General features: G+C 72.8%; 16 protein-coding genes, 1 tRNA gene and 1 pseudogene. 10 read left to right on the top strand and 8 right to left on the bottom strand.

The window, feature by feature from the left end:
• Window positions 1-151: 151 nt before the first annotated feature.
• A complete protein-coding gene (locus OG534_RS07615) occupies window positions 152-2,212 on the top strand; it encodes a phosphocholine-specific phospholipase C (RefSeq protein ID WP_326587316.1) in 2,061 nt (686 codons plus the stop codon).
• Here OG534_RS07615 and OG534_RS07610 read toward each other — a convergent pair.
• A complete protein-coding gene (locus OG534_RS07610) occupies window positions 2,199-2,930 on the bottom strand; it encodes a hypothetical protein (RefSeq protein ID WP_326587315.1) in 732 nt (243 codons plus the stop codon). The two genes, OG534_RS07615 and OG534_RS07610, sit on opposite strands and share 14 nt — an antisense overlap.
• Window positions 2,931-3,002: 72 nt before the next feature.
• Between OG534_RS07610 and OG534_RS07605 the strand changes: the two genes are divergently transcribed.
• A complete protein-coding gene (locus OG534_RS07605) occupies window positions 3,003-3,758 on the top strand; it encodes an alpha/beta fold hydrolase (RefSeq protein WP_326587314.1) in 756 nt (251 codons plus the stop codon).
• Between the two features lie 84 nt (window positions 3,759-3,842).
• Here the strand turns inward: OG534_RS07605 and OG534_RS07600 are convergent.
• Both OG534_RS07600 and OG534_RS07595 read right to left on the bottom strand, forming a co-directional pair.
• Window positions 3,843-3,915, bottom strand: a tRNA-His gene (locus OG534_RS07600).
• 74 nt (window positions 3,916-3,989) lie between these two features.
• Window positions 3,990-4,778 carry a CTP synthase C-terminal region-related (seleno)protein gene (locus OG534_RS07595; protein WP_326587313.1) on the bottom strand — a complete coding sequence of 263 codons (789 nt, stop codon included), beginning with the start codon at window positions 4,776-4,778 and terminating at the stop codon, window positions 3,990-3,992.
• A 77-nt stretch (window positions 4,779-4,855) separates the two neighbouring features.
• On the opposite strand from OG534_RS07595, the gene OG534_RS07590 reads away from it, so the two are divergent.
• Both OG534_RS07590 and OG534_RS07585 read left to right on the top strand, forming a co-directional pair.
• Window positions 4,856-5,719 (top strand): LysR family transcriptional regulator, encoded by an 864-nt coding sequence (locus OG534_RS07590; RefSeq protein ID WP_326587312.1) that lies wholly within the window; start codon window positions 4,856-4,858, stop codon window positions 5,717-5,719.
• The gene (locus OG534_RS07585; RefSeq protein ID WP_326587311.1) at window positions 5,716-6,840 is read left to right on the top strand and encodes a M24 family metallopeptidase; all 1,125 of its coding nucleotides are present in this window, start codon (window positions 5,716-5,718) and stop codon (window positions 6,838-6,840) included. The genes OG534_RS07590 and OG534_RS07585 overlap by 4 nt, the downstream gene beginning before the upstream one ends.
• Before the next feature lie 63 nt (window positions 6,841-6,903).
• Here OG534_RS07585 and treZ read toward each other — a convergent pair whose 3' ends face one another.
• Entirely contained in the window at window positions 6,904-8,652 is a 1,749-nt protein-coding gene (gene treZ, locus OG534_RS07580; RefSeq protein ID WP_326587310.1) for a malto-oligosyltrehalose trehalohydrolase, read from the bottom strand.
• Between the two features lie 110 nt (window positions 8,653-8,762).
• On the opposite strand from treZ, the gene OG534_RS07575 reads away from it, so the two are divergent.
• Window positions 8,763-9,326 (top strand): DUF1707 and FHA domain-containing protein, encoded by a 564-nt coding sequence (locus OG534_RS07575; protein ID WP_326587309.1) that lies wholly within the window; start codon window positions 8,763-8,765, stop codon window positions 9,324-9,326.
• A 60-nt stretch (window positions 9,327-9,386) separates the two neighbouring features.
• On the top strand, window positions 9,387-9,884 hold the full coding sequence (locus OG534_RS07570) for a GNAT family N-acetyltransferase (RefSeq protein WP_326587308.1): 498 nt from the start codon (window positions 9,387-9,389) through the stop codon (window positions 9,882-9,884).
• Window positions 9,885-9,893: 9 nt separating this feature from the next.
• On the opposite strand, the gene OG534_RS07565 is transcribed toward OG534_RS07570, so the two are convergent.
• Both OG534_RS07565 and treY read right to left on the bottom strand, forming a co-directional pair.
• Window positions 9,894-11,183 (bottom strand): M14 family zinc carboxypeptidase, encoded by a 1,290-nt coding sequence (locus OG534_RS07565; RefSeq protein ID WP_442807046.1) that lies wholly within the window; start codon window positions 11,181-11,183, stop codon window positions 9,894-9,896.
• A 229-nt stretch (window positions 11,184-11,412) separates the two neighbouring features.
• Entirely contained in the window at window positions 11,413-13,677 is a 2,265-nt protein-coding gene (treY, locus tag OG534_RS07560; protein WP_326587306.1) for a malto-oligosyltrehalose synthase, read from the bottom strand.
• An 82-nt stretch (window positions 13,678-13,759) separates the two neighbouring features.
• Between treY and OG534_RS07555 the strand changes: the two genes are divergently transcribed.
• A complete protein-coding gene (locus OG534_RS07555; RefSeq protein WP_326587305.1) occupies window positions 13,760-15,046 on the top strand; it encodes an MFS transporter in 1,287 nt (428 codons plus the stop codon).
• On the opposite strand, the gene glgX is transcribed toward OG534_RS07555, so the two are convergent.
• On the bottom strand, window positions 15,031-17,145 hold the full coding sequence (gene glgX / locus OG534_RS07550; protein WP_326587304.1) for a glycogen debranching protein GlgX: 2,115 nt from the start codon (window positions 17,143-17,145) through the stop codon (window positions 15,031-15,033). The genes OG534_RS07555 and glgX overlap by 16 nt on opposite strands.
• A gap of 288 nt (window positions 17,146-17,433) precedes the next feature.
• On the opposite strand from glgX, the gene OG534_RS07545 reads away from it, so the two are divergent.
• From OG534_RS07545 to OG534_RS07535, 3 genes and pseudogenes are all read left to right on the top strand, one after another.
• Window positions 17,434-18,711: an SAV2148 family HEPN domain-containing protein gene (locus tag OG534_RS07545; RefSeq protein ID WP_326587303.1), complete on the top strand. Its 1,278-nt coding sequence runs from the start codon at window positions 17,434-17,436 to the stop codon at window positions 18,709-18,711.
• Window positions 18,712-18,892: 181 nt separating this feature from the next.
• Window positions 18,893-19,201, top strand: a pseudogene (locus tag OG534_RS07540) (exonuclease domain-containing protein); the annotation flags it as partial.
• Window positions 19,202-19,290: 89 nt separating this feature from the next.
• Entirely contained in the window at window positions 19,291-20,004 is a 714-nt protein-coding gene (locus OG534_RS07535; protein WP_326587302.1) for a 3'-5' exonuclease, read from the top strand.
• On the opposite strand, the gene OG534_RS07530 is transcribed toward OG534_RS07535, so the two are convergent.
• Window positions 19,985-21,511, bottom strand: a complete 1,527-nt coding sequence (locus OG534_RS07530) for a S1 RNA-binding domain-containing protein (RefSeq protein ID WP_326587301.1) — start codon at window positions 21,509-21,511, stop codon at window positions 19,985-19,987. The genes OG534_RS07535 and OG534_RS07530 overlap by 20 nt on opposite strands.
• Window positions 21,512-21,757: the final 246 nt, after the last annotated feature.

The raw sequence follows: 21,757 nt of genomic DNA, 5'->3' as shown, positions 1-21,757 counted from the left end.
CATTTCAGCAGATGCGAGGGCCGTTCGGGAACGCTTTTCGTTCTCCAGGTGTACGGCGCAGCGTCACGAATCGATCTCCGGACGGTACCCCGGGACCGCTGTCCTTGGGGCGCCCCTCGACTCCCCCCTCACCCCCAGAGGTCGTCACGCCATGGCAGAACTCAATCGTCGCAGGTTCCTGCAGATCGCAGGCGGCACGGCCGCCCTCACGATGCTGAACGACAGCATCGCGCGGGCCGCCGCCATCTCGGCGCAGGGCACCACCGGAACGATCCAGGACATCGAGCACGTCGTCGTCCTCATGCAGGAGAACCGGTCCTTCGACCACTACTTCGGCGCGATGAAAGGTGTCCGGGGCTTCGGCGACCCGCGGCCGGTCCTTCAGGACAACGGCAAGTCGGTCTTCCACCAGTCGAACGGGACGAAGGACATCCTGCCCTTCAACCCGCAGGTGGAAGACCTCGGCATGCAGTTCCTCGAGGGGCTGAACCACGACTGGGCCGGCGGCCACCAGGCGTACAACAACGGCAAGTACGACAAGTGGATCCCGGCCAAGACGGCCACGACCATGTCGTACATGACCCGGAACGACATCCCGTTCCACTACGCCCTCGCCGACGCCTTCACGGTGTGCGACGCCTACCACTGCTCCTTCATCGGCGCCACGGACCCGAACCGCTACTACATGTGGACGGGTTACACGGGCAACGACGGGGTGGGCGGCGGCCCGGTCCTCGGCAACCAGGAGCTGGGGTACGGCTGGAAGACGTACCCCGAGCGCCTGGAGTCCGCCGGCGTCTCGTGGAAGGTCTACCAGGACATCGGCGACGGCCTGAACGCGGCCGGTCACTGGGGCTGGATCAACGACGCCTTCCGCGGCAACTACGGCGACAACTCGCTGCTGTACTTCAACACCTACCGCAACGCCCAGCCCGGCAGCGCCCTGTACGAGAAGGCGCGCACGGGTACGAACGTCAAGGCGGGCGACGGCTACTTCGACCGGCTGCGCGCGGACGTGGTGAACGGCACCCTGCCCCAGGTCTCCTGGATCGCCGCCCCCGAGGCGTTCAGCGAGCACTCGAACTGGCCGACGAACTTCGGCGCCTGGTACATCTCGCAGGTCCTGGACGCGCTGACGGCGAACCCGGCGGTGTGGGCGAAGACCGCCCTGTTCATCACCTACGACGAGAACGACGGCTTCTTCGACCACGTGGTCCCGCCGTACCCGCCGGCCTCCTCGGCCTGGGGCCTGTCCACGGCCGACGTCAAGGGCGACCTGTACGCGGGCGGTGGCGGCTACTCGGCCGGACCGTACGGGCTCGGCCCGCGCGTCCCGATGATCGTGGTCTCCCCGTGGAGCAAGGGCGGCTACGTCTGCTCCGAGACCTTCGACCACACCTCGGTGATCCGCTTCATGGAGAAGCGCTTCGGGGTGCACGAGCCCAACATCTCCCCGTGGCGCCGCGCGGTCTGCGGTGACCTGACCTCGGCCTTCGACTTCACCCGCGCCGATGCCGCGCCCGCCGCGCTGCCGTCCACGGCCGGGTACGTCCCGCCGGACAAGGACCGTCACCCGTCCTACCACCCGACCCCGCCGGCGACGGGCACCCTGCCCGGGCAGGAGGCGGGCGCCAAGCCGACCCGCGCCCTGGGCTACGTTCCGTACGTGGACGGTGCGCGCACCGTCTCCACCGGCAAGTTCACCCTCACCTTCGCCTCCGGGCCGAACCTGGGCGCCCACTTCCACAGCACGTCGGGCAACCGTACGGACGGCCCGTGGCCCTACACGGTCGAGGCGGGCAAGACCCTCTCGGACACGTGGTCCACCAGCGGCTCCACCGGCAACCAGATCAACCTGACGGTGTGGGGCCCGAACGGCTTCCTGCGCACCTGGAAGGGCCCGGCGAAGAAGGCCGGCCCCGAGGTGACGGCCCGCCACGTGACGGGCAGCGGGAACCTGGCGCTGACCCTCACCAACACCGGTACGGCGGCCGTGAACCTGACGGTGACCAACACCTACGGCGGCGCGGCCCAGACCATCAGGGTCGCGGCCGGCGCCACGGTCGCCCACACGGTGACCCTCGCCGCCACGGGCCGCTGGTACGACGTGAAGGTCGTCTCCGACGCCGACACCACCTTCCTCCGCCGCTTCGCGGGCCACGTCGAGACGGGCGCCCCGGGCATCTCCGACCCGGCGATCAAGACCGCCTGACGCGGTCCTCCGGTGTGTGCAGCAGCCGCCGTTCCAGGACCGGGAGGTCCTTGGGGCGGTGGCTGCGGGCGTGGCGGAGGAGGAGATCGCGGGCGGTGTCCGGGACCCGGCGCCGCTTCGGGTGGCGGGTGGTGAAGGCCTCACTCGCGAAGAACCGCACGGCGCCGTCCAGCCCGGTCCGGTCCGTCTCCCGTACGGCCCAGGCGAGTTCGTCCGCGGACGCCGGAGCCAGCAGCCGCTGCGGGGCCAGGGCGGCGAGCAGCCGCGCGGCGTCCCCGGGATGCTCCCGCACGGTGCCGAGCCAGCTGAAGACCGCGCTCAGCGGTACTCCGCGCGGCGGCCGGGGCTCCTCGCCGCGGGCGCAGGCGCCTGCGTACTCGCGCAGGTCCTCGGGCGCCGCGGCCACCCAGCGGGCGCGGTGCCGGGAGGGCAGCCCCGCCGGATCCCGGGAATCGAACAGCGGCCGGAGCGGCCCGGTCGGGTCCACGGACCCGATGCGCTCGCCGCCGGCCTCGTACAACGAGACCCCGCCGCACCCGTGGCACATGCACTCGAAGCCGTCGTGCGGCTCCGCGGGGGGCCAGGCCGCGAGCACCTCCGCGATCTCGTCCCGGTCGAGGATCTCGTACTCGGCCGGGTGGACCGGGTGGACCGGGTGGTCCCTGCCGGCGAAGGCGTGCGTGACGGCGATGCGGACCGTGCGGGATATCGGCTTCACGGTGTGATCGTAGGCCGGGTGGGCAGAACGTACGGCGTCGGTTTTCTCCGCCCCGTCATCGAGGGAGAACGCATGGCCATCGCCCACCGCAGGATCGGCACCGGACCCGTTCGCGTCATCGTGCTGCACGACTGGTTCGGGACGTCCGCGAACTGGGGCTCCGTCCTGGAGCACCTGGATCCGGAGGGGTTCTCGTACGCCTTCCTCGACTACCGCGGCTACGGCGAGCGCCGGGACGTGTCCGGCCGCTACAGCCTCGGCGAGATCGCGGACGACGTCCTGGAGCTCGCCGATCAGCTCGGCTGGGACACCTTCTCCCTCCTCGGCCACTCCATGGGCGGCAAGGCGGCCCAGCAGGTCCTCGTCCGGGCCCCCGAGCGCATCGAGAAGCTGATCGGCATCGCCCCCGTCCCGGCCGCGCCCTACGAGCTGGACGACGCGGCCCACGCCCTCTTCCACGGCGCCGCCGAGGACCCCGCCAAGCGCCGCGCCATCCTCGACCTGGTCACCGGCAACCGCGCGAGCCGCCACTGGCTGGACCGCATGGTCGAGCACTCCCTGGGCGTCTCCCGCCCCGAGGCCTTCGCCGCCTACCTCGCGAGCTGGCAGCCGCTCGACCTGTCCTCCGCGGTGAAGGGCAACACGGTCCCGGTGCTGGTCCTGGTGGGGGAGTACGACCTCGCGCTGACGGAGGAAGTGATGCGCGCCACCTGGCAGGCCTGGTACCCGAACTGCCGGATCGTCACGCTCCGGGGCTCAGGCCACTACCCGCCGCACGAGACGCCCGTGGCCTTCGCCACCGAAGTAGAGGCCTTCCTCCGCGTCTAGGCCCGAGGGATGATCTTCGTCCCGGCCGTGAACGGAAAAAACCCGTGGGGGTACGAGGAGAACCTCGTACCCCCACGGGATCAGGGTGAGTGACGGGACTTGAACCCGCGGCCACCTGGACCACAACCAGGTGCTCTACCAACTGAGCTACACCCACCACGAAGGGCGGCGGACCACCCGTTCGATGTGCATGCACAGCATAGCCGATCAGAGGGGTGGTCCTGCGACGCGTTATTCCGCTCCGGCCGAGGTGGAGGCGGAGGCCGCGGCGGTGTCGGTGGCGTGGGCGTGGGCGACGGCGGCCGCGGCGAGGGCCCGGACGATCGGGTGCGGCCTCGTCCCGTCCCCGTGCAGCTCCGGCTGGAACAGCGTGGCCAGGAAGAAGGGGTGCCCGGGCAGCTCGGCGATGCGCGCCCGGCCGTCCTCGTCGTGCCCCGACAGCCGCAGGCCGTGCGCGGTGAGCGTCGGCAGGTGGCGGGGCGCGGGCCCGTAGCTGCAGTGGTAGCGCTCCATCGACCGCTCCGCCCCCAGCGCGGCCTCGGCGAGCGAGCCGGGCTCGGTCCGTACGAGGCCCTCGTGCCCGACGAGCGAACAGGCGAGCGGGGCGATCAGCGGGTCCGCCGCCCCGGGGTCGTTCTCGGCGTGCGCGGCCTCGGTCAGACCGCACACCGCCCGGGCGTACTCCAGCAGGGCGTGCTGGAAGCCGCCGCAGGTCCCGAGGAACGGGATGCCCTCCTCGCGGGCGACCCGGATCGCGGCCAGCGCCCCGGCCTCGCTGGCGTACGGGCTCCCGGGCAGGACCCACACGGCGTCGAAGCGGGCCAGCGTCCCGGCGGCCGCCTCGGCCTCGGCGTCGCCGGTGGGGATCCAGTAGGCGTCGAGGACGAGCCCGTCGCGGGAGGCCAGCGCGTCGAGGAGGAGCGGGATCCGGGTGTGGGACTTCACGTGCGGGGAGCGGTCGCCGACGAGGGCGATCCGTGCGGTCCCGGGCGCGGTCCGTGCAGGCGGTGCGGTGGTCATGCGGATCATCCTGCGACCGGACCCCGCTTCAGCGCCAACGATTGTTCGTGCACTTTAGATAAGTGATCCTGATGACCATGGATCCGCACCTGCTCCGCACCTTCGTCGCCGTGACCCGGCTCTCCTCCTTCTCCGCGGCCGCCCGCGAGCTCGGCTACACCCAGTCGGCCGTCTCCCAGCACATCGCCGCGCTGGAAGGGGACCTGCGGGCCGAGCTGCTCACCCGCCGGCCCGTCGCGCCGACCCCGGCCGGAGCACGGCTGCTGGAGCACGCCGGTCCGCTGCTGCTGCGGCTCGACGCCGCGCGGGCCGACGTGCTGCGGCTGGCCGCCGCCCCGCCCGGGCGGATCACCCTCGCGGCGTCCCCGCTCGCCGTCGGGCCCCGGCTGCTCGCGGCCCTGCCCGCCACCGGGGTCACCCTGCGGGTGCTGCCCCCGGCCGAGGTGCCCGCCGCCGTCGCGACCGGGGGCTGCGACCTCGGCCTCGTGGACGGTCCGGCCGCGCCCAGCGACCCGCTGCGGCTGCCCGACGTGGCACCGCTCACCGTGACCGGCGTGGGGGAGGAGGAGCTGGCCGTGCTGCTGCCCGCCGGGCACCCCCTCGCCGGGCGGGCCGCCGTCCGGCTGGACGACCTCGCCGACGCGCGCTGGATCGACGCCCCCGGCGTGGGGCTGCCGCTCACCGCCGCCCGGGCCTCCGTGCGCTACGACGGCACCGACGTGTTCGCCCTCTGCGCCCTCGCCGCCGCCGGACACGGCCTCGTGCTGCTGCCGCGCCGCGTTGCCGAGGCCGCCGGCGCGGGGGTCGCCGTACCGCTGTCCGCCCCGCGCCTGGTGCACCGTACGGAACTGCTCTCACCCGGGCAGCCCGTAGGGGGGACGAGGGCGACCGGCGCGGCCGCTGCCCTCGCGGCCCGGCTCGCGGCAGGATCACCCGTATGACACGTGAACCCGCACCCTTCACGGCCGACGACTACGCCGCCCGGATGACCGCGGCCGCCGGGGCCGCCGCCGACGCGGGACTCGCCGGGCTGCTCATCGCCCCCGGGCCCGACCTCACGCACCTCACCGGATACCGGCCCACCGCCGAGACCGAACGGCTGACCCTGCTCGTGCTGGCCGCCGGACAGGAGCCCGTGCTCGTCGTGCCCGCGCTGGAGGCCCCCGACGCGGCCAAGGCCCCGGGCGCCGCCGCGCTGGCCCTGCGGGACTGGCCCGACGGGAAGAACCCGTACGCCCTGACCGCCCCGCTGCTGGACTTCCGCGGGCGCTTCGGGGTCAGCGACAACACCTGGGCCCTGCATCTCCTGGGCCTCCAGCAGGAGTTGCCGAGCAGTTCCTACGCGCCGCTCACCGACTGCCTGCCCATGCTCCGCGCGGTGAAGGACGAGCGGGAACTGGAGCGCCTCGCCGCGGCGGCCGCCGCCGCCGACGCGGCCTACGCGCAGATCCTCCACCTCCCCTTCGCCGACCGCCGGGAGACCGACGTCGCCGACGAACTGGCCGCCCTGCTGCGCGCGCACGGCCACTCCCAGGTCGACTTCACCGTCGTCGGCTCCGGCCCCAACGGGGCCAACCCGCACCACGAGGCCGGCGACCGCGTCATCCGGCGCGGCGACATGGTGGTCCTCGACTTCGGCGGCCTGCGCTTCGGCTACGGCTCCGACATCTCCCGCACCGTGCACGTCGGCGAGCCCACCGCCGAGGAGCAGCGGGTCCACGACATCGTCCGCGAGGCCCAGCAGGCCGGCGTGGCGGCGGTCCGGCCCGGGGCCTCCTGCCAGGAGGTGGACCGGGCGGCCCGCGCCGTGATCACCGAGTTCGGCTACGGGGACCGCTTCATCCACCGCACCGGCCACGGCATCGGCGTGACCACGCACGAGCCCCCGTACATGGTCGAGGGCGAGGAGCAGCCGATGGTCCCCGGCATGTGCTTCTCCGTGGAGCCGGGCATCTACCTGCCGGGCCGGTTCGGCGTCCGCATCGAGGACATCGTGACCGTCACCGAGGAGGGCGGGCGCCGCCTCAACAACGCCCCGCGCGAGATGGCCGTCGTCGAATAGCCCCACCCGTGGACTCGTGGACCCGCGGGCGCGTCGTCCTCACGGGTCCGGTCGTCACGGTCCTCACGGGCCGAGGACCACCGCCGATTCGCCCGGCAGGTGGATCCGCCCGTCCGGACCCGGGTGTTCGAGCGGTTCCCAGGCGGCCAGCACCCGTACGCCGTTGCGGCCCAGCGCGATCGTCACCGGTTCCGGGGAGAGGTTCACGGCCACCCGTACGTCGCCCCGCCGGAAGGTGAGCCAGCGCCGCTCCTCGTCGTGGGCGACCCGGACCGCCGCCAGGTCCGGGTCGCGCAGGTCCGGGTGGGTGCGGCGGAGCGCGACCAGGGTGCGGTACCAGTCCAGCAGGCGGGCGTGACCGGCTTGTTCGGGCTCCGCCCAGTCCAGGCAGGAGCGGTCCCGGGTGGCCGGGTCCTGCGGGTCCGGGATCTCCTCGGCCTTCCAGCCGTGCGCCGCGAACTCCCGGCGCCGGCCGGTCCGCACCGCCTCGGCGAGCTCCGGGTCGGGGTGGTCGGTGAAGTACTGCCAGGGGGTGCCCGCGCCCCACTCCTCGCCCATGAACAGCATCGGCACGAACGGCCCGGTCAGGGCCACGGTCGCGGCGCACGCCAGCAGCCCGGGGGAGAGCGAGGCGGCGAGCCGGTCGCCGAGGGCCCGGTTGCCGATCTGGTCGTGGGTCTGGGTGTAGCCGAGGAAGCGGTGGGCCGGGGTCCGGCGGCGGTCCACCGGGCGGCCGTGGGTGCGGCCGCGGAACGAGGACCAGGTCCCGTCGTGGAAGAACGCCCGCGTCAGGGTCTTGGCGAGGGCGGCGAGCGGGGCCTCGGCGAAGTCGGCGTAGTACGCCTGGGACTCACCGGTCAGCGCGCAGTGCAGGGCATGGTGGAAGTCGTCGTTCCACTGGGCGTGCAGGCCCAGGCCCCCGGCGGCCCGCGGGGTGGTGGTGCGCGGGTCGCACCGGTCGGACTCGGCGATCAGGAACAGCGGACGGCCGCTGTCCGCCGCCAGCTCGTCGACGGCCGCGGCCAGTTCCTCCAGGAAGGTCAGCGCCCGCCCGTCGGCCAGCGCGTGCACGGCGTCGAGCCGCAGGCCGTCGATCCCGTAGTCGCGCAGCCAGGCCAGCGCCGAGCCGAGGAGGTACGCGCGCACCTCGTCGGAGCCGGGCGCGTCCAGGTTCACCGCGGAGCCCCACGGGGTGTGGTGCGTGTCGGTGAAGTACGGGCCGAAGGCGGGCAGGTGGTTGCCGGAGGGGCCGAGGTGATTGTGGACCACGTCCAGGACCACGCCCAGCCCGGCCGCGTGCGCGGCCGCCGTGAAGCGGGCCAGGCCGGCCGGGCCGCCGTACGGTTCGTGCACCGCCCAGGGTGCGACCCCGTCGTACCCCCAGCCGTGCCGGCCGGCGAAGGAGCAGACCGGCATCAGCTCCACGTGCGTGACGCCGAGGGCGGTGAGGTGCCCGAGGCGGGCCGCGGCCGCGTCGAAGGTGCCCTCGGGGGTGAAGGTGCCGACGTGGAGCTCGTACAGGACCGCGTCCTGGAGCGGGACGTGCGGCGACGGCGCCCGCAGCGGGTCGAGCGCTTCGAAGTCGACCACCGCAGACAGGCCGTCGGGCCCGTCCGGCAGCCGCCGCCCGCGCGGGTCCGGCCGCGGGACGGTGTCGCCGTCCAGCAGGAATCCGTAGCGGCTCCCGTCGGCGGCAGGGGCCTCCGCGGTCCACCAGCCGTCCCGGTCCGGATCGCGCGCCATGTCGTACGTCACGTCGTCGAGTCGCATGACGACGTGACCTGTCAGCGGTGCCCATACCTCGAACTGCACGGACGGTCCCCTCGTCTCCGGCGGTGTCCAGCATGCGTATCCTGCCCATCATTCCGGGCGTGGCGCGGGTGTTCTGGACACTCCGGCCCCGACGGGCCGACAATCACCCTGTGACGTCGAGTTTCGAGTTCCCCGCCTTCCCCGCGCCACGGCTCTCGGACGCCGAGCGCGACCGGGCGCTGGGCCAGCTCAGGGAGGGTGCTGCCCTGGGCAAGCTGTCCCACGACACCTTCCTGCGCCGGATGGAACTCGCCCTGGTCGCACGCCGTTCCGAGGACCTCGCCGTCCTCACGGCCGACCTCCAGGCCAGGGAGGCCGCCGAAAGCCCGTGGACCCGTCGGCTGTTCGGCTGGGTCGGCCGGGCCTCGGCCGTGTCCGTCGGCATCCGGCGCGCCTGGGCCGCCGAGAAACTGCCCAAGCTGCTGCTCCCGCATCCGAGCGCGGCGGGCCTGCGGATCGGCCGCGACCCCGGCAACGGGCTGCGGCTCAGCCACGAGACGGTCTCCCGGGCCCATGCGGAACTGAGCCTGCAGGGCGGGATGTGGGTGCTCAAGGACCTCGGCTCCACCAACGGGACCACGGTCAACGGGCGCCGGGTGACCGGCTCCGCGGTGGTCCGCGACGGTGACCAGGTCAGCTTCGGGAAGATGACCTTCCGGCTCTCGGCGCACTAGGCACGCGGGACCCGGACCCTGCCGGTGGCCCGCCGGGAGGCACCGCGCAGGATGGCGGACATGGAACACACGTCTGCCATCCGCCGCGCCCGCGTCGGGGACCTGCCCCGCCTGGCCGAGCTCATGCACGAGCACATCGCCTACGAGAAGTCGGCGCCGCGCCCGTCCGGCCTCGCCGAGCAGCTCGGTCCGCAGCTGTTCGCCGAGGGGGCCCGGCTGTGGGTGCTGCTCGCCGAGACCCCGGACGGCCTGGTCGCCGGATACGCCGCCTGCTCGGCCGAGTTCTCCTTCTGGGACGCGCGGGACCACCTGCACATGGACTGCCTCTACCTGGCGGAGGAGTCCCGCGGTCACGGGCTCGGCGCCGCCCTGATGGACGGCGTGACGGGCCTGGCCCGCGAGCTCGGCCTCGACCACGTCCAGTGGCAGACCCCCGTCTGGAACGAGGGCGCGATCCGCTTCTACGACCGGCTCGGGGCCACCGGGCACTCCAAGCGCCGGTACGCCCTGCCCGTGGAGCCCGCCGCCTCCCCTTCCCCTTCCCCTTCCTCCTCCTAGCGCGGGCGCTCAGGACGGCCGGCCGGCCGCCACGAGGCGTTCGTAGGCGGCCAGGACGGTCCGGGACTGGTGTTCCACCTGGGTGGCCACCGGGACCCAGCGGGCCCCGAAGCGGGCCGCGAAATCCTCGCACCACCCGGTGACCAGCCGGTCCAGCCCGGGCGCCGCCGGATGGCCCTGCGCGCGCAGCACCCGCAGCAGCATCGCGGCGGCGCGCAGCGACAGCCGCCGCCCGAAGGCGTCGATGCTGGCGATGTACGCCGCCGTGGCCTCCGCGGGGGCCTCGGCGCCGGTCCACTCGACGGTGACCCGGGGGATCAGCGCGAGCGTCCAGTCCACCGCGCGCAGCAGCGGCGCGGCGGCCGGGTCCTCGTAGGGGGCCGGACCCGGCCCGATCAGCGCCCGTACCCCGGCGACCAGCGCGGAGTCCGTCGTGAGCCGCTCGGCCAGCATCCGCAGGGCGCCGCGCGGGTCGGGGTGCGGGGCCGGGTCGTCCACCAGGTCGGAGGCCCACATGGGGACTTCGACGATCGCGGTGGTGCCGGCGTACCGGTGGGCGTGGTACCAGGTGCTGAGCCGGGTGTCCTCCGGGTGGAAGGCACCGGCGGCCTCGCTCCCCGGCTGCGGGATCACGAAGATCCCGGGCCCCGGGGACGGCCAGCCGGCGGCGTCCGAGGCCCCGTTCTCCACCGGGATGCGCAGCTCGGCGGCCGATTTGGCGAACGGCTCGGCGAGGCCGGGGATGTCCCGGGTGAGCTGGACCCAGGAGCCGCCGAGATCGGTGGCGTGCAGGGAGACCTGGAGGACGGGCCGCAGTTCGTCGATGAGCGCGGTCAGGGCCAGGGTTTCGGGCGGCAGCCGGTCCGGGGGCAGTAAAGACGGCGCCCACTCGGGCTGTTCGGGTCCGGGCGGCCGGAAGAAGCTGCGGTGGTAGTCCAGGAGCGAGTACGGGCGGGGCGTACGGTGCAGGTCCGCGCCGTCCGGGTCGGCGCAGAGCAGGAAGTGCCAGTCGCAGCCGGCCCGCGGCGCCGGGTCGTGCAGGAGCCGGCGGGCGAGCGAGAGGGCGGTGGCGCCGCCGACGGGCTCGTTGGCGTGCGCCCCGGCGACGACGAGGACGTTGCGGCCGGCCCCGCGCGGCGCGGCGGCTACGGCGGCCGCGGCGAACGCGGCGACGGACAGGACCCAGAGCGGCTGCCCGCCCCGGGAGGTGCCGGCCTGGCGCAGCCGGACCTCGCCGGGGTGTTCGTCCGCCAGCGCGCGGGCGGCCAGCCCGAGTTCCTGCGGGGTGGGGTAGCACATGTCACGGAGGAGAGTCACAAGGGATGCCATGCCCGCCGGGCCCGCCGCCTACTGCTGCGCGGGCCAGGCAGTTCCCGGTCCCCGCGCCTCAATCGCCGACCGGGCTCACAGGCCGGGGCTCCGCCCCGAACCCCGCTCCTCAAACGCCGGAGGGGCTGGACATTTCAGCGGGGTCTGGGGCGGAGCGCCAGGGGCCTGGGCGGAGCCCGGGCTGGAAGTGGCGGGCCGGTCACCGGCGGAGCCAGACGCCCACGGGACGGCCGTCCAGCAGGGCGGCCACGTCCGTCGCACCGCTGTGCGACGGACGGGGTTGAGGGTGCGACGGCAGTGCGGGGGTCCACTTCCCCGGGGGCAGGCGCAGGCGGGTGTCGCGCCAGCCGCCCGACGCGGCCAGCCGGTGGGACAGCCGGGTGGCCGCCACCAGCAGGCCGGGGGCCCGGGTGAAGGCCACCAGATGGCCCGCTGCCGGCCCCCGGACCGCGACCGGCGCGTAGCCGCGGAAGAGCTCCGGCCGGTCCCGGCGCAGCCGCAGCACGGCGGCCGTGAGGGCCAGCTTCTCCTCGGCCGGGCCGTCGGGGGCGGCCCCCGCGTCCAGCCGGGCCAGCGCCGTGCGCGGGAAGTGGGCCGGGCGCCGGTTGTCGGGGTCGACCAGGGCCCGGTACTCGGTCTCCGCGCCCTGGTAGACCTCCGGGACCCCCGGCATCGCCAAGTGCAGCAGCGTCATGCCGAGCAGGTTGGCGCGGGCCGCCTCCGCCAGCTCCGCCGGCAGGTCGAGGGGGGCCGGGACGTACGCGGGGATGCCCGCCTCGTAGCCCTCGTCCTGGTCGGTCCAGCTGGTGTGCAGGGCGGCCTCGCGGACCGCCTTGAGCAGGGCGTCGGCCAGCCGGGGCACCGCCTCGGGGACCCGGCCGAGGCCCAGCGCGGTCTGCCGGGCCATCCAGGCCAGGTGCGGGTCGGGACCCGCGGGGCTGCCCATCAGCTCCGGCGCCTGCGAGAGCGCCGAGATCCGGGCCCGGACGTCCGCGCTGCGCTTGGTGTCGTGCGTGGACAGCACGGTCCCGGCCCCCGGCCAGTCCCGGGCCAGCGCGGCGCAGTACGCGTGGAACTCCTCGGCGGACACCGCCGGATGCCCCGGCTCCCCGCCGACCTCGGTGGCCGACAGCAGCGGCGCGTACCGGTAGAAGGCCCGGTCCTCGAGGGACTTGGCGCGCAGGGCCGCCGAGGTCTGGGCGAAGCGGGCGGCGAAGGCCGGATCCCGCAGGAGCAGTTCCCGTACGCCGGCCACCGCGCCCGGACCGGCCGCCGCGGCCGCCTGCTCCAGCGCCTGCGACGGCAGTTCCGGATCGCCGGGGTACGGCCGGTAGACGGGAAAGGCGATCAGCAACTCCCTTACGGCCTCGGACAGTTCCGGCCCGGCCTGCCGTTCCAGCGCCGCGAGCTCGGCCGCCAGGTCCCCGGTCAGCACCTCCCGCGCGCAAGCCCGGGCCGCCTCCGGCCACTGCGGCAGGCCGGTGGACCGCCCGTACCGGTCCGCCAGTTCCGCGGCCCCCGCCGGGTCCGTGAACACCCCGTCCACCCGGTGCAGCGCGTCGTACCCGGTGGTCCCCGCCACCGGCCAGGCGGGGGGCAGCCGCTCGTGGCGGGCCAGGATCTTCTCGACCACCACCCAGCAGCCGTCCCCCGCCGCCGCGCGCAGCCGTCCCAGGTACTCCCGCGGGTCCGCCAGGCCGTCCACGTGGTCGATCCGCAGCCCCTGCGCGACCCCGTCCCGGACCAGCTCCAGCACCTTCGCGTGGGTGGCCGCGAACACCTCCGGATCCTCCACCCGGACCCCGATCAGATCCGAAATGGTGAAGAAACGGCGGTAGTTGAGGTCGGTCCGTGCCTCGCGCCACCACGCCGGCCGGTACCACTGCGCGGCGAGCAGCTCGGGCAGCGCCAGCCCCGCGGTCCCTTCCCGCAGCGGGAACTCCTGCTCCCCGTAGCGCAGCACCTCGCCGTCGGCCCGCAGCTCGCAGGAGTCCGCCGGCCCGGCGAGCACCGGCAGCAGCACCTGCCCGCCGCCTGCCTCCCAGTCGATGTCGAACCAGCGGGCGTACGGCGAGGCGGGCCCGTCGCGCAGCACCTCCCACAGCGGCCCGTTCAGCCGCAGCGGCGTCGGCACCGCCATGTGGTTGGGCACGATGTCGAGGACCAGTCCGAGCCCGTGCGCCCGGGCGGTCCGGGCCAGGGCGCGCAGGCCCGGCTCGCCGCCGAGCTCGCCGCGTACGCGGGAGTGGTCGGTGACGTCGTACCCGTGCGCCGAGCCGGGCACCGCCTCCAGGACGGGGGAGAGGTGCAGGTGTGACACGCCGAGCGAGGCGATGTACGGTACGGCTGCCTCGGCCGCCGCGAAGGGGAACTCCGGACGCAGTTGGAGGCGGTAGGTCGACGCCGGGGTGACGGGTGTCGGAACATCAGATTCCGATTCGGTGGTCGCGTACGGCTGGCTCATGAGAACGTACGTACCCAGCCTGCCGGATTCCGTGCCATTACCCAATGCATCCGAGTGACTCCGCCGGGTTAGCGTTGATCAAGTGGTTGGAACCGTCAACACCTATCGACACGTCATAGCCCTGACCGGGCCCCTACTTCCGCTCGTCTCTTTCCTCGCCCGCCTGCCCGTCGCGATGTCCCAGTTCGGAAGCTTCCTGCTGGTCGCCCACACCAGCGGATCGCTCGCCACCGCCGGCATGGTCGGAGGCGCCCTCTCCCTCGGACAGGTCCTCTTCGGGCCCGTCCTCGGCTGGCTCGCCGACCGGCACGGACAGCGGCCCGTCGTGCTGGCCGCCGCCGCCGTCAACGCCGTGGCCACCGCCGCACTGGTCGCCGGGGCGCTCACCCACCTCGCGACCGTCCCGCTCGCCGCGATCGGCGCCGTCACCGGCGCCTCCGTCCCGCTGATCGGGCCGCTCGCCCGGACCCGCTCCGTGGCCCTGGCCCGCCGCGCCAAGTCCGACGAGAGCGTCGTGGGAGCCGTCCACGCGCTCGAAGGCACCCTCGACGAGGTCTCCTTCGTCTTCGGACCCGCCCTCGTCGGCCTCGCCGCGCTCCTCGCCCACCCGGCCTTCGCCCTCGCCGGCGCGGCCGGACTCGTCGCCGTCTTCGGCACCGTCTACGCGCTGCACCCGACCGCCGCCGTCACGGCCGGGGCACCCGCGCGGGACCGGGCCAAGGGGAGCCGGGTCCGGCCGCCCGGCGTGGTCTACGCCGTGCGCGGCTCCCTCGCCCTCCAGGGAGCCATGTTCGGTGCCTGCCAGGCCGGCATCACCGCACTCACCATCCGCCTCGGCGTCCCGGACCAGGCCGCCGTCGTCTACTCCGCCATGGGCGTCGTCAGTGCGGCCGTCGGCCTCTCGCTCGGCGCGCTGCCCGCCCGCTTCGGACTGCGGCTGCGCTGGCGGGTGGCGACCGGAGCCGCCCTGGTGCTCTCGGTGCCGCTGCTGTTCACCGACAGCCTGTGGCCGCTGTACGCCGTCGTCACCGTGCTCGGGGCCGCCTACGCACCCCACCTGATCACCGCCTTCGCGCTGACCGAGCGGGCCGTGGAACCGGCCCGGCTCTCCACGTCGATGGCCTTCGCCGCCAGCTGCCTGGTGGCCGGACAGGCCACGGCCCTCGTCCTCTGCGGCCGCCTCGCCGAGCGGTACGGCCCCGCCGGGGCCTTCGCCGTGGCCGTCGGGGCGGCCGCGCTCTGCCTGGCCCTGGCCCTCGTCACGCGGGTGCCCGCCGCCCGTACGCACACCGTCAAGGCCTCCGTACCGGCCCGGCGGGCCGCCTCGCCGACAGCCGGGGAGAGCGGCGCCGCCTACGCCGGGCGCTGAAGCAGCACCAGACACCGCCCCGTCAGCGCCACCCGGTCCCCGGCCGCATACTGCGGCCCGGTGCCGGGTGGCAGCACCTCCTCCCGCGCCGTGTCGACCACCAGCCGCCACTGCGCGCCGTGCCCCGCCGGAATGGTGAAGTCCTGCGGCTCCGCGCCCGCGTTGAACATCAGCAGGAACGAGTCGTCGGTGATCCGCTCCCCGCGGGTGCCCGGCTCGGAGATCGCCTCCCCGTTGAGGAACACGGTCAGCGCCCGCGCGTGCTGGGCCTGCCAGTCGCGCGCCCGCATCTCCTCCCCGTGCGGGGTGAACCAGGCGATGTCGGAGAGCTCGTCGTGGGTGCCCTCCACCGGTCGGCCGTGGAAGAACCGGCGCCGCCGGAAGACCGGGTGGTCGCGGCGCAGCCACACCATGCGCCGGGTGAACTCCAGCAGGGACGGCGGCGGTTTGCCCGGCTCCGGCCAGGCCACCCACGACAGCTCGTTGTCCTGGCAGTAGGCGTTGTTGTTGCCGCCCTGGGTGCGGCCGAACTCGTCGCCGTGGCTGAGCATCGGCACGCCCTGCGACAGCATCAGGGTGGCCGTGAAGTTGCGCATCTGGCGCTCGCGCAGCTCCACGACCTCCGGATCCTCGGTCGGCCCCTCCACCCCGCAGTTCCAGGACCGGTTGTGGGTCTCGCCGTCCCGGTTGCCCTCCCGGTTGGCCTCGTTGTGCTTCTCGTCGTACGAGACCAGGTCGTTCAGGGTGAAACCGTCGTGGCAGGTGGTGAAGTTGATGGACGCCAGCGGCCGCCGCCCGTCGTCCTGGTACAGGTCCGAGGAGCCCGTCAGCCGCCCGGCGAACTCCGCCAGCGTGCGCGGCTGCCCGCGCCACAGGTCCCGTACGGTGTCCCGGTACTTGCCGTTCCACTCGGTCCACAGCGGCGGGAAGTTGCCCACCTGGTAGCCGCCCTCGCCCAGGTCCCAGGGCTCGGCGATCAGCTTCACCTGGCTGACCACGGGATCCTGCTGGACCAGGTCGAAGAACGACGACAGCCGGTCCACCTCGTGGAACTGGCGGGCCAGCGTCGCCGCCAGGTCGAAGCGGAAGCCGTCCACGTGCATCTCGGTGACCCAGTACCGCAGCGAGTCCATGATCAGCTGGAGCACGTGCGGGGAGCGCATCAGGAGCGAGTTCCCGGTGCCGGTGGTGTCCGTGTAGTGGCGCGGATCGTCCGCCAGCCGGTAGTACGAGGCGTTGTCCAGCCCGCGGAAGGACAGCGTCGGGCCCAGGTGGTTCCCCTCCGCGGTGTGGTTGTAGACCACGTCCAGGATCACCTCGATCCCGGCCTCGTGCAGGGCCCGGACCGCCGACTTGAACTCCAGCACCTGCTGGCCGCGGTCGCCCGAGGCGTAGCCGTTGTGCGGGGCGAAGAACCCGATGGTGTTGTAGCCCCAGTAGTTGCTCAGTCCGTCGTTGACCAGCCGGTGGTCGTTGACGAACTGGTGCACCGGCATCAGCTCCAGCGCCGTCACCCCGAGCTTGGCGAGGTGGCCGATGACCGCCGGGTGGGCGAGCGCCCCGTACGTGCCGCGCAGCTCCTCCGGCAGATCCGGATGGCGCATGGTCAGACCCTTGACGTGGGCCTCGTACAGCACGGTGTGGTGGTACTCGTGGCGCGGCGGCCGGTCGTTCGCCCAGTCGAAGTACGGATTCACCACGACCGAGCTCATCGTGTGCGGGGCGGAGTCCAGGTCGTTGCGCGAGTCGGGGCGGCCGAAGTGGTAGCCGTACACCGCCTCGTTCCAGTTCACCCGGCCGCTGATCGCACGCGCGTACGGATCCAGCAGCAGTTTCGCCGCGTTGCAGCGCCGGCCGCGCTCGGGCTCGTAGGGCCCGTGCACCCGGAAGCCGTAGCGCTGGCCCGGCATCACGCCGGGCAGGTACGCGTGGCGGACGAAGGCGTCCGTCTCGCGCAATTCCACGGCGGACTCCGATCCGTCGTCGTGGAGCAGGCACAGCTCGATGCGTCGGGCGGCCTCGGAGTAGACCGCGAAGTTGGTGCCGGCGCCGTCGTACGTGGCGCCGAGCGGATACGCCTGTCCAGGCCAGACCTGCATAGATAACGACTCTTCCCGCATTGTCGGAGGGTGTCCCGGCTGATCCGGCGTGGACCACGTCACTGCACCCGATCTTCCCCGAAAGAGGGGCGCCATGCGCGGACTTGGGAGGGGTCCTACCGGGTGACCCGCAGAGCTGATATGCGGGTCAGCGGACTGTGTGCGCATCCGATAATGGGTCAACGGGCAGCCGGTGTAAGGGCCATCGGGCTGCATCGGGCCGCGCGCGCGGAGTACCCTTCCGTGATCACTGGAGACGGGCGTCCAGACGCAGAAGGCGGTGCACGGGTGAGCTCGGGAGGTCTGGAGCTGCCCCCTGGTGACAGCAGTCACGAGGGTGGCCCGGCGGACGCCCCAGGGGGTGTCCCCGGCGGGGCGCCTGCGGGGGTCGCGGCCGGTGCGGTCTCCCTGGCGGGCGGACCGGCGGCGGCCGGGAGCGTACGGGCCGGCGCCGAGCTGGACTGGAGCACGGAGGCCTGGAGCGAGGTCCGTACCCGGGCCCAGCGCGCGGGCCGTGCGTACATCTGGCTGAACCTGATCGAACAGCGGCTGCGCTCGGTGGTGGGGGCGGTGCTGCGGCCGATCTACGAGCCGGTGCACGGCGGGGACGACTGGGTGGTCGCGGCCGCCGGGCCCGCCGGACAGGAGTGGGTGCAGCGGGCCGTGGCCGTGCGCGAGGTCAGCCGGCGCAAGGGCTACCTGCTCGACTCGGCCGACGACAACGTGCTGAGCTTCCTGACCCTGCCCCAGCTGCGGGAGCTGATGGTCCAGCACTGGCCGTGCTTCGAGCCGTACTTCGACGACCGGCGCGAGATCGAGCTGGCCCTGGACGAGCTGGAGGTCACCCGCAACGTCGTCTCCCGCAACCGGGCGCTGTCGCGGCCCGTGCTGGAGCAGGCGGAGCGGGCCTCGGCGCGGCTCCTGGAAGTACTGGGCGGGGGCGCGGGCAGCCCCTCGGCCGACCGGCTGCCGATCGACGCCGTCGAGGACCTGGTGGGCGACCGGTACGCGGACGTCGTCTCCGTCCACCCGGACCGGGTGCGGCTGCAGCGCCAGCTCCCGGCCGAGGACCTCTTCGGCGGCGCGCGGCGGCTCGACGCCATCGGGATAGGGCTCAACCTGCTGGTCCAGAACTTCTCGGGCCGAAGACTCGTCCGGCTCACGGAGGCCGGCTGCCGCGTGCGGCTGCTGTTCCTGAACCCGGCGAGCAGCGCGGTCAAGCGGCGCGAGCGGGAACTGGGTCTGCGCAAGGGCGAGCTGAGCCGCTCGGTGGAGATGAACATCCTGCACGTGCGCCGGGTCCGGGCCGGGCTGCGGGATCCGTCGCGCTTCGAGATCCACGTCTTCGACGAGACGCCGCGCTTCACCGCCTACCTGGTGGAGGGGCAGAACTCGGGCATCGCCGTGGTCCAGTCGTACCTGCGGCGGGCGCGGGGCATGGAGTCCCCCGTCCTGGTCCTGCGGGGCGGCGGGCGCGGAGTGCCGAAGGACGCGGACCACGGGCTGTTCACGACGTACCGGGAGGAATTCGAGTCGATGTGGGAGGACTCCCGCCCGGTGTCGTGAGGTCGGTGCGGTCCGTGAGGTCGGTGCGGCTCATGAGGTCGGTGCGGTTCGTGGGGTACACGAGGCCCTTGAGGTCCACCCGAGGGGGGTGTCGTCCGGCTTGTCAGTGCCCCGTGGCACGCTGAAAGCCGTTGACCGAAGGTGTACGGGGGAGGGGCACGGGGTGGAGGACTGGCGCGGCATGGGGGACTGGCACGGCGGTGTGCTGATCGGGTTCGACCTGGAGACGACCGGCACGGAGCCGGGCGAGTCGCGGATCGTGACGGCGGCCGTGGTCGAGGTGCGGGGCGGGGTGGTGCGCGAGCGGCGCGGCTGGCTCGCGGACCCGGGGATACCGATCCCGGAGGGCGCCTCGGCGATCCACGGGATCAGCACGGAGCGGGCGGTCGCCGAAGGCCGCCCGGTGCGGGAGGTCGCGGACGAGGTCGCGCGGGCGCTGGTCGGACACTGGCGGGCGGGTGCGGTGGTCGTCGCGTACAACGCGGCCTTTTATCCACGCACGCCAGTCACGTCTCAGGTGTCTCATGACGGCGAAGCGCGACGCCGGCCGGCAGCCCATGCCGGAATGGTGGCCGCGTGATGAGCTGGATCAGTGGGCCATTGGTGGCCTTCGACCTGGAGACCACGGGCACCGACGTTGAGACCGACCGCATCGTCACAGCCGCGGTCGTGCGGCTGGATCCGGACGGATCCGTCTCGGAAGAACGGACCTGGCTGCTCAATCCAGGGGTGGCGATACCAGAACAGGCGTCGGCGATCCATGGCATCTCGACAGCGCATGCTCGCGAGCACGGGGTACCGGCTGCTTCCGCCATCGAGGAGATCGCGCAGGCCGTCGCCGAGGGGCTGCGTCTGGGGATGCCTCTGGTGGTGATGAACGCACGCTACGACCTGTCGCTGCTGGACCGTGAGTGTCGGCGGCACGAGGTCGAGTCGATCAGTGAGCGGCTGGGCAGTGTGCTTTCGCCCGTCATCGATCCGCTGGTGATCGACAAGCACGTCGACAAGTACCGGAAGGGCAAGCGGGCCCTCCACGCGTTGTGTGCTCACTACGGGGTGTCGCTCGATGACGCGCACGATGCGAGGGCGGACGCCGTGGCTGCCGGCCGCGTGGTGCGACGCATGGGTGAGAAGCACCAGCCCGTCGGCCTGATGCCATTGGCGGATCTGCATGACCTTCAGGTACGCGCGGCGGCTGAACAGTCGGTCTCGTTGCAGGCCTATCTGCGGCGTACTGCGGATCCGACGACAGTCGTCGAGCCGGCCTGGCCGCTCATTCCCCGGAGGCGATGACCGCGCTGGTCAGCTCTCCGGGCGGGAGAGCCTGCAGGTAGGAGAGGGTGATCCGACGTCGTGGAAGGTCGACGTCCAGAATCTTCACGGTGAGGCTGTCTCCGACCTGAACAACATCCTCGGGCCGGTCCACGTGTCCTTCGGCCAGCTCGGTGAGGTGAACGAAGCCTTCAAGGCCGTCCTCTCTGTCTTCGATACGGACGAAGGCGCCGAACGGTACGAGTTTGGTCACGACGCCGTTCGTGGTCTGGCCGACCTGCTGTATGAACTGCGGCATCGGGTCCTCTTGCAATGCCTTCAGGGACAGCGGCACGCGCTCCCTCACCAGGTCGACGTCGAGGATCTCGGCCGAGATCCTCTGGCCGATACTGACGACGTCGGATGGGTGATTGAAACGGCGCCAGGACAGCTCCGGAATGTTGATCATCGCGGTAAAGCCGCCGATGTCCACAAAGGTCACACCGAAGCTGGCGATCTCCGTGACCGTGCCAGTGCAGATCTGCCCACGGTGGAGAGTCTTAAGGAAGGCCCAGTTCCGGTCGCTCGGAGTCGGCTCGGTCCTCCACCGCGCGCGCAGGACGCCGTCGCTGTCGGGCAGGACCGCGGTGAACAGCGGGTGGCGTTCGTCGAGGGTCAAGGACAGGGCCGTAGCGGCACGGGCGCCTGCCACCTGGGCGGCCAGTTCCCTGTACTCGGACTCGTCGGCCACCGTGCTGGAGATAGCCCCGTTCTCGTCCTCCCATACGAACTCCGCCGGACCTTCGTCGGGAAGCGAGGCAAGGACCGCGTCGACATCGGTGGACAGGTCCGGCCAGACGGTCAACTGGGCACGAGGGGTGAGTCGGGCGCGTACCGCATCGAGGTTCCCATCGGTGAGGCGATGCCAGCGGGAGGCATTGTGGAGGTACCCCTCCTCCAATATCGCTGCGTGCCGCATGGCGATGGACCAGCGAAGACGGGCCCAGTAGTCCTCGTCGGCGGGCCGCTGCACGCCGGGCTCGTCGAAGTCCGCGTCGTAGGGCGAGGCCTCCAGCCGCTCCGGGAAGAGACCGAGAGCCCGGGTGCGGGCAAAGGCGCGCTCGCAGGGCTTGTCGCTGCTGACGTAGACGTACTGGTCCCAACCGACCTGCACGTCGAACTTGTCCTCCACCGCCAGACGGCACCAGGCACCGCTGTCGCGGAGCATGCCCCTGACCAGCTCCAGGCCGAGGGAGACGGGCACCTCCGCACCGTCGTGGAACCCGCTGAGGTCGGGTGGGAAGAGCCCGGCAAGGCCGTGGCCGTCGATCGCCGGCTCCAGGCCGAAGTGGGTAAGGCCGGAGATCCCCGGCTCACGAATGGCCAGGCGGTCGATGCCGGTGTCCTCGGCGAAGGTGGCAATCGCTTGCAGATATGCAGCCTCGACTGGTCCGTGGTCGCTGGTCGAGTCCTCAGCGCCGATGTAGCTGCCGTGCTCGTCGCGGTCGGCAGGGTCGTACTTGGTGATCCGGTAGACGAAAGGCGGCACGTTGCTCCCCGTGGTTGATGACGATGCTCGCTCAGCCGTCGATCTCGTGATCGGGAGCGTAGGGCGGGATGGTCCAGCACAGCACCGCCCGATCTGCCTCGCCACCTGCGAGGATGGCCATCGAGATCACCTTCTGCAAGCGAGATATCATGCCGCATCGGGCCGAGTAGATCAGCGACGATCGATGCGAGTGACGCGATCGCTTCGGTCGGCCGCCATGGAGAGACGTTGATTCTCCAGGGCGAG

The organism is Streptomyces sp. NBC_01294 (assembly GCF_035917235.1).
In the GTDB taxonomy this organism is placed as follows: Bacteria; Actinomycetota; Actinomycetes; order Streptomycetales; family Streptomycetaceae; genus Streptomyces; species Streptomyces caledonius.
Note: the sequence above shows the minus strand (reverse complement) of the source record. Positions and strands in the feature narration are given on the sequence as shown.